Origin of the sequence: Streptomyces sp. NPDC091387, assembly GCF_044756945.1 — a bacterium.
Classification (GTDB): Bacteria; Actinomycetota; Actinomycetes; order Streptomycetales; family Streptomycetaceae; genus Streptomyces.
The window spans coordinates 78,036-89,867 of record NZ_JBIVTZ010000015.1; the positions used below are offsets into that span (position 1 = coordinate 78,036).

The following is an 11,832-nucleotide window of genomic DNA, read 5'->3' on the forward strand; positions in this document are numbered from 1 at the left end:
GCCGCTCTGCACCACGAAATTTGCGGCATCCTGCCGTTCCCGCCCAGCCAGGGGCGCCTGACCAGTGGGGAAACGCGCCTGATAACCCATCAGAACGAGCGTCAAGATGCCTCGTAGGGCGTCAATTCAGCGTCAAGATATCGCCCGTAACACCCGCAGTGCACATAACGCACACCACACGAACCCGCAGGTCAGTCGTCCTTCTTCACCGGCTCCAGAATCGCCACGCACTCCACGTGCGAAGTCATCGGGAACAGGTCGAACGCCCGCAGCGTCCGCACCTTGTACCCGCCCTCCGCGAAGTACGCCAGGTCCCGCGCCAGTGCCGCCGGGTCGCAGGCCACGTACGCGATGCGGCGGGCGCCGAGGGCGGCGAGGCGCTTGACCGTCTGCTTGCCGGCTCCGGCGCGGGGCGGGTCCAGGACGATCAGGTCGGCCTCGGTGATGCCGGTGCGGGGCAGGATCTGGTCGACCTTGCCGTGTTCGATGCGGACCCGCTCCAGGTCCTTGAGGTTGTGGCGGGCGTCCTCCACCGCGCGCTTGCCGGACTCGATGCCGAGGACCGCGCCCTTGTCGCCGAGGCGTTCGGCGAGGGAGCCGGCGAACAGGCCGACGCCGCAGTAGAGGTCGAGGGCCATTTCGCCCTTGCGCGGCATCAGGCCCTGCATGACGGCCTTGACCAGGGTGTAGGCGGCCTGCGGGTGGACCTGCCAGAAGCCGCCGGAGCCCACGCGGTAGGTGCGGTCGTCGGCGCGTTCGCGGACGAAGCCGCGGCCGTGGACGCGGTGCACTCCGCCGTCGTGCTCGTCCACGCGCAGGACCGAGACGGGCTTGTCGAGCTCGACCAGCGGGAGGCGCCCGCCGGAGCGGGGGGTGAGGATGACCTGGCGGTCGTTGGAGCCGGTGGCGGCGATGGCCTCCACCGTGGCCATCTGGGGCCAGTCCTGCTTCTCGATGCCGAGCTCGGTGACGCCGGGGGCGGCGATCAGGCACTGGTCGATGATCTCGATGTCGTGCGAGCGGTGCTTGCGCAGGCCGACCCGGCCGTCCTCGTCGATGGCGTACTGGACCCGGGTGCGCCACGCGGGCACCTCGCCCGGCGGGAGCTTGTCGCCCTCGGCCGGCATGACCGTGCCGTCCCAGCCGGCCTCCTCAGGGGTGAGGCCCGCGAGGTGCTGGAGCTGTTCGGCGATCACTTCGCCCTTGAGCCGTCGCTGGGCGCCGGGCTTGGCGTGCTGCCAGTCGCAGCCGCCGCACTTGCCGGGGCCCGCGAACGGGCAGGGCGCCTTCACGCGGTCCTTGGACGCCTCGATGATCCGTACCGCGTCGGCGCGCAGGAAGCGGGAGTCGGCCGCGCCGTCGGTGACCCGGGCGACGACCGTCTCGCCGGGGAGCGTGTGGCGCACGAACAGGACCTGGCCCTCCGAGGTCCTCGCGATGCAGTGGCCGCCGTGTGCGACCGGGCCGACCTCGACCTCGTACTCCTGCCCCACCAGTGATGCCGCTGATTCCACTGCTTCCACTGATTCCACGGCCTGCGATTCTTCCGCCTGCGGGTCTCCGGCCTGCGTTTCCCCGGTCTGCGGCGAAGTGGATTCGTTCTGCATGAGGGGGTGGCTCCAGAGATCAAGGGAAACGGGGAACGAACGCGACAAGAAAGCGGCCGGACAACAACCTACGAGTCTACGTGGGTGTCGTCCGGCCGCTTACCAGGATGGGCCGACGCCCGCACACCTGACCCGCGTCAGTTCTTCTGCGTGGGCTCCTTGGACCTGCGCTCCACCGGGCCCCGGCGCACCGAGCCCGGGGCGCTCCAGTCGGCACGCTTCCTGGCGCGCTTCTTGGCCGCCTCGGAGGACTCCAGCTGGTACGGAACGGAGGTGACCATCACACCGGGCGTGAAGAGCAGCCGGCCCTTGAGGCGCAGAGCGCTCTGGTTGTGCAGCAGGTGCTCGTACCAGTGGCCGACGACGTACTCCGGGATGTAGACGCTCACGACGTCGCGCGGGCTCTCCCGGCGCAGGCCCTTGACGTACTCGATCACGGGACGGGTCACTTCGCGGTACGGCGAGTCGAGGATCTTCAGCGGTACGTTGATGCCGCGCCGCTCCCAGTCCTCCCTGAGGACCTTCGTCTCGGCCGGATCGACGCTGATGGACAGCGCCTCCAAGTGGTCGGAACGGATCAGCTTGGCGTAGGCGAGGGCGCGCAGGGTGGGGCGGTGGAGCTTGGAGACCAGGACGATCGAGTGGACCCGGGAGGGGCGGATGCTCTCGTCGGACGGGGTCTCGTCGGCGGCGATCTCCGCGGCGACCCGGTCGTAGTGCTTACGGATCGCGGTCATCGTGCCGTAGAAGATCACCATGCCGAGCAGCGCGACCCAGGCGCCGTGGGTGAACTTGGTGGCGAGGACGACGACGAGCACCAGGCCGGTGAAGAAGGCGCCGAAGGTGTTGATCGCGCGGGAGCGGATCATGTGGCGGCGCTTGAGCGGGTCCTTCTCGGCCCGCAGGTGGCGGTTCCAGTGCCGGACCATGCCGGTCTGGCTGAGGGTGAACGACACGAACACGCCGACGATGTAGAGCTGGATCAGCCGGGTCGAGTCCGCCCCGTAGATGACGACCAGCAGGATCGCGGCGCCGGCCAGCAACACGATGCCGTTGGAGAAGGCGAGGCGGTCACCGCGGGTGTGCAGCTGGCGCGGCAGGTAGCTGTCCTGGGCCAGGATCGAGCCGAGCAGCGGGAAGCCGTTGTACGCGGTGTTCGCGGCCAGGAAGAGCACGAGTGCGGTGGCCCCGGCGAGGATCACGAAGAAGAACGTTCCGTCCCCGAAGACGGCGGCCGCGACCTGGGAGATCACCGGGTCCTGGACGAAGGTCGAACCGACCGGGGTGCCGTTGTTGATCAGGTCCGTCGCGGGGTTCTCGGCCATCTTGACGTCGGTGGCCATGGCCAGCCCGATGATGCCGCAGAACATCGTGACGGCGAGCAGGCCCATCGCCGCGAGGGTGGTGGCGGCGTTCTTGCTCTTCGGCTTGCGGAAGGCGGGGACGCCGTTGCTGATCGCCTCGACGCCGGTGAGGGCGGCGCAGCCGGAGGAGAACGCCCGCAGCAGCAGGAAGACCAGGGCGAAGCCGGCCAGGCCCTGGTGCTCGGCCTTGATCGTGTAGTGCGAGGTCGGGGCGTGCATGGTGTCGCCGAGGACCAGTCCCCGGAAGGCACCCCAGATGATCATGATGAAGACGCCGGCCACGAAGAGGTACGTGGGGATGGCGAAGAGCTTCCCGGACTCCTTCACGCCGCGCAGGTTCATCACCGTGAGCAGCACGATGGCCGCGACGGCGCAGGCGGTCTTGTGCTCGACGACGAACGGGATCGCGGAGCCGAGGTTCTCCACCCCGGAGGCGATGGACACGGCGACGGTGAGGACGTAGTCGACCAGCAGGGCGCTGGCGACGGTCAGGCCGGCCTTCGGGCCGAGGTTGGTGGTCGCGACCTCGTAGTCGCCGCCGCCGCTCGGGTACGCGTGCACGTTCTGCCGGTAGGAGGCGACGACGGTGAACATCAGGACCACGACGGCGACCGCGATCCACGGGCTGAAGTGGTAGGCCGACACGCCTGCGATGGACAGCACCAGGAGGACTTCTCCGGGTGCGTAGGCCACCGAGGACAGCGGATCGGACGCGAAGACGGGCAGGGCGATGCGTTTGGGGAGGAGTGTCTCCCCCAGCTTGTCGCTGCGCAGGGCCCGTCCGATCAGGATCCGTTTGGGCACGTCGGTCAGTTTGGACACGCTGAGGATCGTAAGGGTTCCGTATGGAGCCCGCCGACACACCGCCCCCGTATCAGTTGAATCTCCTGCACTCGGAGGAAAAAGCCACGAAATCCTTAACGGAATCCTTGCACCGCGGCCCCCGGAACGGACCGGAACACGCACCGGCACCCTTCGGCTTACTGCCCCTTTGCCATCGCGGCCCCGGCGAAAGGACACTCGAATGAGGCAACGCACCCGGCGCCGCATAAGCTCATCCTGGGCAACGGGGCGAACCGTTGCCCCATTGTTTGCCCGGCCAGCCGAGGAAAGAGTGTGAGCAGGGTGTTTTCGCAGGTCAGCCGGACGACCAGGAGTGCGAGGTAGGCGCAAGGTGCACATCGTCATCATGGGCTGCGGGCGAGTAGGAGCCGCTCTCGCGCAGACCCTGGAGCAGCAGGGGCACACGGTCGCCGTCATCGACCAGGACCCCACCGCATTCCGGCGCCTCGGCTCCGGTTTCGGCGGCCGTCGCGTCAGCGGCGTCGGTTTCGACCAGGACACTCTCCGCGAGGCGGGGATCGAGGAGGCCGGCGCGTTCGCGGCGGTGAGCAGCGGCGACAACTCGAACATCATCGCGGCCCGGGTGGCGCGCGAGATGTTCGGCATCGAGAACGTCGCCGCCAGGATCTACGACCCGCGGCGTGCCGAGGTCTACCAGCGCCTCGGCATCCCCACGGTCGCCACCGTGCGCTGGACCGCGGACCAGATGCTGCGCCGGCTGCTGCCCTCGGGCGCCGAGCCGCTGTGGCGGGACCCGAGTGGTGGTGTGCAGCTCGCCGAGGTGCACACCACACCGTCCTGGATCGGCCACAAGATCAGCACGCTGCAGGAGGAGACGGGCGTCCGCGTGGCGTTCCTCACCCGGTTGGGCGAAGCCGTACTGCCGTCGTCGCAGACGGTGCTGCAGGAGGGTGATCTGGTCCACGTGATGATGCGTACGGACGAGATCGCGAAGGTCGAGGCGGCCTTCGCCGAGGGCCCTGAGGAGGGCGGTCACTGATGCGTGTCGCGATTGCCGGGGCCGGTGCGGTGGGCCGTTCCATCGCGGCCGAGCTGCTGGAGAACGGCCACGAGGTGCTGCTCGTCGACAAGGCGCCGACCGCCATCTCGGTGGAGCGGGTGCCGATGGCCGAGTGGCTGCTGGCGGACGCCTGCGAGATCACCTCGCTGGACGAGGCGGCGTTGCAGCGGTGCAACGTCGTGATCGCCGCGACCGGAGACGACAAGGTGAACCTGGTCGTCTCGCTGCTCGCCAAGACGGAGTACGGCGTGCCGCGGGTCGTCGCCCGGGTGAACAACCCGAAGAACGAGTGGCTGTTCAACGAGTCGTGGGGCGTCGATGTGGCGGTGTCCACGCCGCGGCTGATGTCGGCCCTGGTCGAGGAGGCGGTGAGCGTCGGCGATCTGGTCCGGCTGCTGCGCTTCAGCCACGGCGACGCCAACCTGGTCGAGCTGACGCTGCCCCCCGAGTCGGCGCTGGCCGGCACGCAGGTCGGTGAGGTGGCGTGGCCCGAGGACACCTCGCTGGTGACGATCATCCGCGGACAGCGGGTTCTGACGCCGAGCACGGAGGAGACCCTGGAGGCCGGTGACGAGCTGCTGTTCGTGGCGGCCCAGGCGCGCGAGGAGCAGTTGGAGGACCTGTTGTCGGTGCGCCGGGGCGATCCGGAGAGCTGAGACACGGGACACACGGAACGTGAAAGGGGCCCTGAGCCGCCAGTGGCGGCTCAGGGCCCCTTTCACGTTCCGTGTGTGAGGACCTCAGAATTCCTGGCTGCGTGCCGCCGCTTCGGCGGCCGCTGCCTTCCGGTCCTTCTCGGCCTGCTCCTCGGCCTCCATCTCGGCGAAGACGTCGATGGGCGGCGGCGCCTTGGCGAGGAAGACCCAGGTGAGGTAGACCGCGAGCAGGAACGGCGGGATCTTCAGCGCCACCAGGACCCAGCCGAACTGGGTGGTGTCGCCCCACCAGTACAGCGGGAAGAGGATCGCGCACTTGGCGAGCAGGATCAGTCCCCAGGCGTAGCTGGCCTTGGCGTAGGCCTTCTTGCGGCCGGGGTTCCTGGTGCGCCAGGAGAGGTTCTCCTTGAAGACCGGGCCCAGGATCAGGCCGATCAGCGGCAGTCCCGCCACCGTGGTCACGAGGTAGGCGAGGGCCAGTCCGAGCGTGTAGATCATGCCCGGCAGATAGAAGTCCTTGGCGTTGCCGGTCATCTTCGCGAAGACGACACCGAAGGCCACGCCGAAGACACCGCTGAAGGCGTGCTTGACGGTGTCCCTGCGGATCAGCCGGACGGCCACGAGCACCAGCGACACCGCCACGGCCGCGATGGCCGAGTACGTGAGGTTCTTGTCGATGGTGAAGATCGTGACGAAGAGCAGTCCCGGCAGGACTGTCTCCACCATGCCCCGGATGCCACCGAAGGCCTCGAAGAGCGCGGCCTCGGTGACCGCCTTCGCGTCGGCCTCCTGCTGGTCGGTGCGGGTGGTGGGGTCCGTGTCGGACGTCGGCTTGTCAAGAGACGTCACCGGCTACTCCTTGCCGAGCGGTCGGAGTTCGTATTTGGGGTTGAACAGCACCCGGCGCCCGTGGCTCATGGAGATCCGGCCCGAGGCGATGAGCTTGCGGCCCGGTTCGATGCCCACGATCGAGCGGCGGCCGAGCCACACCACGTCCAGCGGAGCGGTGCCGTCGAAGAGCTCCGCCTCGAGGGCGGGCACTCCGGCGCGCGGTCGCAGGGTGACCGTCCGCAAGGTACCAGTGACCTTCACGATCTGGCGGTCGCTGCACTCCGAGATCCGGGTGCATCCCGAGGCGTGCGAGTCCTCCGCCAGCTCCTCGCACTCCAGGTCCTCCTGGGAGGTGGAGAGGCGGTCGAGCATCCGCCGGAAGCGCCCGGACGGCCGCTCGGCCTTCCCGGCCTTCTCGAATCGAGGAACAGCACTCATAACCGAAGGGTACCGGTCCCCGGGGGTCCGGGAGGATGACCGCCATCTCACTCGAACGGGTTACGGGGAGAGGCGGCACGGCGCCCTTCAGGCGCGCTCGAAGCGGTATCCCATTCCCGGTTCGGTGACGAAGTGCCTGGGGTGCGAGGGATCGGCCTCCAGCTTGCGCCGCAGCTGGGCCATGTAGACCCGCAGGTAGTTGGTCTCGGTGCCGTACGAAGGCCCCCAGACCTCCTGGAGCAGCTGCTTCTGGCTGACCAGTCGGCCGCTGTTGCGGACCAGGACCTCCAGCAGGTGCCACTCGGTGGGGGTGAGCCGCACGTCCCGTCCCTCGCGCTGGACCTTCTTGGCTGCCAGGTCGACGGTGAAGCCCGTGGTCTCGACGATCGAGATCTGGTCGACGCCGTCCTGGCCGACGGGTTCGGCGCGCCGCACCGAGGCGCGGAGCCGGGCCAGCAGCTCGTCCATACCGAACGGCTTGGTGACGTAGTCGTCGGCGCCCGCGTCCAGCGCCTCGACCTTCTCGTCGGAGGTGTGGCGGGCCGAGAGCACGAGGATCGGCACCCTGGTCCAGCCGCGCAGTCCCCTGATCACGTCGACGCCGTCCATGTCGGGCAGCCCGAGGTCCAGGACGACGACGTCGGGGTGGCGGGCGGCGGCGAGCTGGAGGGCGGTCGCCCCGTCGGGCGCGGCGTCCACCTCGTACTTGCGCGCCTTCAGGTTGATCACGAGGGCGCGTACGATCTGCGGCTCGTCGTCGACCACAAGCACCCGGGTCATCGCGGTCCTGCCTTTCTGCTGTACATCGGGTCCGCGGAGCTCTCCGCGGATCATGAGGTGACCCGCGCGGGCAGGTCGGGGCTGACCGGGACGTGTCCCGATGCCGCCCTGAGGGTCAGGACCATGGTGAGGCCGCCGCCCGGGGTGTCCTCGGCGTCCAGCGTGCCGCCCATGGATTCCACGAAGCCTCGGGCCACGGCGAGGCCCAGGCCGACCCCGGCGCCGCGCGGGGCGTCGCCGTAGCGCTGGAAGGGTTCGAAGATGCGTTCCTTGCCGTCGTCGGGGACGCCGCGGCCGCGGTCGGCGACCCGTAGCTCGACGCGGGCGCCGAGCGCGCTGGCGGCCACCGTGACGCGGTCGCCGTCGGGGCTGTACTTGACCGCGTTCTCGACGATGTTGGCGACGGCGCGCTCCAGCAGCCCGGGGTCGACGGCGACCATCGGCAGCGTCTCGGGGATGTCCAGGTCGACGCTGTCCTCGGGCACACCGCCCAGGGCCATGGGCACGACCTCGTCGAGGTCGATCTCGCGGATCAGCGGGGTGACGGTGCCGGTCTGGAGGCGGGACATGTCGAGGAGGTTGCCCACCAGGTGGTCGAGGCGGTCCGCGCCGTTCTCGATGCCTTCCAGGAGTTCGGCCTCGTCGTCCTCGGACCAGGCGACGTCGTCGGAGCGCAGGGAACTGACCGCGGCCTTGATGGCGGCGAGCGGGGTCCTCAGGTCGTGGCTGACGGCTGCCAGCAGCGCGGTCCTGATCCGGTTGCCCTCGGCGAGCCGGCGGGCCTCCTCGGCCTCGCCGACCAGGCGCTGGCGGTCCAGTACGACGGCGGCCTGGGCGGCGAACGCGCCGAGCACCCGGCGGTCCTCCGCCGGCAGCACCCGGCCGGAGAGCGCGAGGGCCATGTGGTCGCCGACGGGCATGTCCACATCGGCGTCCTCGGGGCGGACGACCGGCGCCGGTCCGACGCTCCCGGCGCACGTCCACGGGTCGACGTCGCTCTGCCGCTCCAGCAGGGCGACGGACTCCATGCCGAAGGTCTCGCGGACCCGGTCGAGCAGCGCGGCCAGGGTGGTCTCGCCGCGCAGCACGCTGCCGGCCAGGAAGGACAGGATCTCGGACTCGGCACGCAGTCTGGCGGCCTGGTGGGTGCGGCGGGCCGCCAGGTCGACGACGGAGGCGACCGAGACCGCCACCGCGAAGAAGATCACGATGGCGACGAAGTTCTCGGGGTCCTGGACGGTCAGGGTGTGGGTGGGCGGGGTGAACCAGTAGTTCAGCAGCAGCGAGCCCGCCGCGGCAGAGGCGAGGGCGGGCCGCAGCCCGCCGAGCAGGGCGGCGGCGACGGTCATGAAGAGGAACAGCAGGACGTCGTTGGCGAGCCCAGGACCGTTCTCCAGGCCCTTGAGGAGCAGCGAGAGGAGGACCGGGCCGCCCACGCCGACGACCCAGCCCCAGATGATGCGGGCCCGGCCGAGCCGGGCGCCGCGGGCGATGGGCAGGCCCCGGCCCTTGGCGACCTCGTCGTGGGTGACGATGTGGACGTCGAGGTCGGTGCCGGACTCACGGGCGACGGTGGCGCCGACGCCGGGGCCGTAGATGTACTGCCAGGCCTTGCGGCGGCTGGAGCCGAGGACGATCTGGGTGGCGTTGACGCCGCGGGCGAATTCGAGGAGCGCCGAGGGGATGTCGTCGCCGATGACGTGGTGGAAGGTGCCGCCGAGGTCCTCGACGAGGGTGCGCTGGACGGTCAGTTCCTTGGGTGAGGCAGAGGTCAGTCCGTCGCTGCGGGCGATGTAGACGGCGAGGATCTCGCTGCCGGAGCCCTTGGCCGCCATCCGGGAGGCGCGGCGGATGAGGGTGCGGCCCTCGGGGCCGCCGGTGAGTCCGACGACTATGCGTTCGCGGGCCTGCCAGGTGGTGCGGATGTTGTGCTCGCCGCGGTACTGCTGGAGGTATTCGTCGACCCGGTCGGCCACCCAGAGGAGGGCCAGCTCGCGCAGGGCGGTGAGGTTGCCGGGGCGGAAGTAGTTGGAGAGCGAGGCGTCGATCCGGTCCGGCTTGTAGATGTTGCCGTGGGCCATCCGCCGGCGCAGTGCCTGGGGCGACATGTCGACGAGTTCGAGCTGGTCGGCGCGGCGGACCACCTCGTCGGGCACGGTCTCGCGCTGGCGTACGCCGGTTATCGACTCGACGACGTCGCCGAGTGACTCCAGGTGCTGGATGTTGACGGTGGAGACCACGTCGATGCCGGCCTGGAGGAGCTCCTCGACGTCCTGCCAGCGCTTGGCGTTGCGGGAGCCGGGCACGTTGGTGTGTGCCAGTTCGTCCACCAGGGCGACGGCCGGGGCGCGCTCCAGGACGGCGTCGACGTCCATCTCGGTGAAGACCGCGGAGCGGTACTCGATCTCGCGGCGCCGGGTCTGTTCGAGGCCGTGCAGCATGACCTCGGTGCGCGGGCGGTCGTGGTGCTCGACGAAGCCGACGACGCAGTCGGTGCCCCGCTCCACACGGCGGTGCGCCTCGGAGAGCATGGCGTACGTCTTGCCGACGCCGGGTGCCGCACCGAGGTAGATCCGAAGTTTGCCGCGCGCCATGGCCCCATTGTCTTCCCGGAACGGGCTGCGGCCGATGCGGCAGCCACTGTCGAAGCTACCCCGTGAATTTCCGGCATATCGGGCGGGGGGTGCTGGAGCGGAGCGTATTGACGTAATTCTGATGCCTGGGCCGGGCTCCCCGGGCCGGAGACACACCTGGTCGGCCCGCCTACACGTGCTCGACGATGTGCCCGTCACTGAGTTCGAGGACCCGGTCGGCGAGGCCGAGCAGCTGGGCGTCGTGCGTGGCGACGAGCGCGGTGACGCCCTCGCTGTGCACGACCGCGCGCATCAGTTCCATCACCGCGAGGCCGGTCTCCGCGTCGAGCTGTCCGGTCGGCTCGTCGGCGATCAGCAGGGCGGGCCGGTTGGCGAGCGCACGGGCGATGGCCACCCGCTGCTGCTGGCCGCCGGAGAGCTCGCCCGGGCGCTGGGCCGCGTGGTCGGCGAGGCCGACCAGGGAGAGCAGCAGCGACACCCGCTCCTCGCGCTCGCGGGGGTCGGCCTTGCGCAGCCGCATGGGTACGCCGACGTTCTCCGCCGCGGTCAGGATCGGGATCAGGCCGAACGACTGGAAGATGAAGCCGATCCGGTCGCGGCGCAGTTCCAGCAGCCCGTTCTCGCCGAGCGCGGAGAGGTCGGTGCCGTCCACGGTGATCCGGCCGCTGTCGGGGCTGTCGAGTCCCCCGACGAGGTTCAGCAGGGTGGTCTTGCCGGAGCCGGAGCGCCCCTTGAGCGCGACGAGCTCGCCGCGCGGTACCTCGAAGGACACCCCGCGCAGCGCGTGCACGGCCGCGGCGCCGGAGCCGTAGGAGCGGTGCAGGTCCTCGATCCGGACCATGGGCCTCTCGGCGAGGGTGGTGGCGCTCTCCCCGCCGGTGCCCGCCGCGGTGGTGCTGTCGGTCATGTCGCTCCCCGTACGTGCTCGGTCCGGCCGCCAGTATGTCCATCAGGCCGGGGGACGGGCAATGCCCGGGGCCGGCCGTGGTGGCCGGTCCCGGGCGTCGTGCGGGATCAGCGGCCCGCGGTGTCGCTCACGAGCCGGCGCAGCGCGACGTTCAGCTGGAGGACGTTGACCCGCGGCTCACCCGCGAACCCGAGGATCCGGCCGTCGGTGTGCCGCTCCACCAGCTTCGCCACCTGCCCCGCGTCCACATGGTTGCGCTCGGCGACCCGGCGGATCTGGAGCTGTGCGTAGGCCGGGGAGATGTGCGGGTCGAGGCCGGAGCCGGAGGAGGTGACGGCGTCGGCCGGCACCTGCGCGGGGCGCACGGGGTGGCCGGGGACGGAGTTGTCCTTCACCACCGCGGCCTTGGCGGCGGTGACCCAGTCGATCAGGTCCTTGTTGTCGCCGGAGCGGTTGGTCGCGCCGGAGACGAGGAGCGAGTACTGGGTGTTGACGCTGTTGGTGCCGAGGCCGTTGGACGGGCGGGGCTGGAACCACTTGAGATCGGGGTCCGGGGTCTCCTGGCCCTTCTTGAGCGGCAGGTCGTAGCGCTGGCCGATGAGTTCGGAGCCGACGGTCCTGCCGTCCGCCGTGATCTCGGAGCCGTTGGCCCGGCCCGGCATGAGGCCCTGGGCGATCCCGGTGACGGCGAGCGGGTAGAGGACGCCGCAGACCGCGGTGAGGACGAGCAGGGCGCGCAGTCCGGCCCAGAGGAGCCGGGCGGAGTTTCCTACGGAGTTGTTCATGGCAGG

10 protein-coding genes are annotated in these 11,832 nt (G+C 70.1%); 2 read left to right on the top strand and 8 right to left on the bottom strand.

The window, feature by feature from the left end; genetic code table 11:
- Nucleotides 1-191 precede the first annotated feature (191 nt).
- The gene (locus tag ACIQM0_RS28710) at nt 192-1,607 is read right to left on the bottom strand and encodes a class I SAM-dependent RNA methyltransferase (protein ID WP_401292037.1); all 1,416 of its coding nucleotides are present in this window, start codon (nt 1,605-1,607) and stop codon (nt 192-194) included.
- Nucleotides 1,608-1,744: 137 nt separating this feature from the next.
- Nucleotides 1,745-3,793, bottom strand: a complete 2,049-nt coding sequence (locus tag ACIQM0_RS28715) for an APC family permease (RefSeq protein WP_363030638.1) — start codon at nt 3,791-3,793, stop codon at nt 1,745-1,747.
- A 352-nt stretch (nt 3,794-4,145) separates the two neighbouring features.
- On the opposite strand from ACIQM0_RS28715, the gene ACIQM0_RS28720 reads away from it, so the two are divergent.
- Both ACIQM0_RS28720 and ACIQM0_RS28725 read left to right on the top strand, forming a co-directional pair.
- Nucleotides 4,146-4,814: a TrkA family potassium uptake protein gene (locus ACIQM0_RS28720; RefSeq protein ID WP_363030637.1), complete on the top strand. Its 669-nt coding sequence runs from the start codon at nt 4,146-4,148 to the stop codon at nt 4,812-4,814.
- Complete coding sequence (locus ACIQM0_RS28725) at nt 4,814-5,491, top strand: TrkA family potassium uptake protein (RefSeq protein WP_363030636.1); 678 nt, start codon at nt 4,814-4,816, stop codon at nt 5,489-5,491. The genes ACIQM0_RS28720 and ACIQM0_RS28725 overlap by 1 nt, the downstream gene beginning before the upstream one ends.
- A gap of 84 nt (nt 5,492-5,575) precedes the next feature.
- Here ACIQM0_RS28725 and ACIQM0_RS28730 read toward each other — a convergent pair whose 3' ends face one another.
- The 6 genes from ACIQM0_RS28730 to ACIQM0_RS28755 form a co-directional block, all read right to left on the bottom strand.
- Nucleotides 5,576-6,340, bottom strand: a complete 765-nt coding sequence (locus tag ACIQM0_RS28730) for a DUF3159 domain-containing protein (protein WP_401292040.1) — start codon at nt 6,338-6,340, stop codon at nt 5,576-5,578.
- A 3-nt stretch (nt 6,341-6,343) separates the two neighbouring features.
- Entirely contained in the window at nt 6,344-6,760 is a 417-nt protein-coding gene (locus ACIQM0_RS28735; RefSeq protein ID WP_363025965.1) for an OB-fold nucleic acid binding domain-containing protein, read from the bottom strand.
- 87 nt (nt 6,761-6,847) lie between these two features.
- The gene (locus tag ACIQM0_RS28740) at nt 6,848-7,540 is read right to left on the bottom strand and encodes a response regulator (RefSeq protein WP_401292043.1); all 693 of its coding nucleotides are present in this window, start codon (nt 7,538-7,540) and stop codon (nt 6,848-6,850) included.
- A 50-nt stretch (nt 7,541-7,590) separates the two neighbouring features.
- Complete coding sequence (locus ACIQM0_RS28745) at nt 7,591-10,134, bottom strand: sensor histidine kinase KdpD (RefSeq protein ID WP_363025968.1); 2,544 nt, start codon at nt 10,132-10,134, stop codon at nt 7,591-7,593.
- Nucleotides 10,135-10,303: 169 nt separating this feature from the next.
- On the bottom strand, nt 10,304-11,041 hold the full coding sequence (locus ACIQM0_RS28750; RefSeq protein WP_401292046.1) for an ABC transporter ATP-binding protein: 738 nt from the start codon (nt 11,039-11,041) through the stop codon (nt 10,304-10,306).
- 107 nt (nt 11,042-11,148) lie between these two features.
- Nucleotides 11,149-11,826: a potassium-transporting ATPase subunit C gene (locus ACIQM0_RS28755; RefSeq protein ID WP_401292048.1), complete on the bottom strand. Its 678-nt coding sequence runs from the start codon at nt 11,824-11,826 to the stop codon at nt 11,149-11,151.
- Nucleotides 11,827-11,832: the final 6 nt, after the last annotated feature.

Excerpts from the sequence above, each read along its gene's own strand:
- ACIQM0_RS28710 (WP_401292037.1), bottom strand. The coding sequence starts at position 1,607 with ATGCAGAACGAATCCACTTCGCCGCAGACCGGGGAAACGCAGGCCGGA.
- ACIQM0_RS28740 (WP_401292043.1), bottom strand. The coding sequence starts at position 7,540 with ATGACCCGGGTGCTTGTGGTCGACGACGAGCCGCAGATCGTACGCGCC.
- ACIQM0_RS28725 (WP_363030636.1), top strand. The coding sequence starts at position 4,814 with ATGCGTGTCGCGATTGCCGGGGCCGGTGCGGTGGGCCGTTCCATCGCG.
- ACIQM0_RS28755 (WP_401292048.1), bottom strand. The coding sequence starts at position 11,826 with ATGAACAACTCCGTAGGAAACTCCGCCCGGCTCCTCTGGGCCGGACTG.
- ACIQM0_RS28750 (WP_401292046.1), bottom strand. The coding sequence starts at position 11,041 with ATGACCGACAGCACCACCGCGGCGGGCACCGGCGGGGAGAGCGCCACC.
- ACIQM0_RS28745 (WP_363025968.1), bottom strand. The coding sequence starts at position 10,134 with ATGGCGCGCGGCAAACTTCGGATCTACCTCGGTGCGGCACCCGGCGTC.
- ACIQM0_RS28735 (WP_363025965.1), bottom strand. The coding sequence starts at position 6,760 with ATGAGTGCTGTTCCTCGATTCGAGAAGGCCGGGAAGGCCGAGCGGCCG.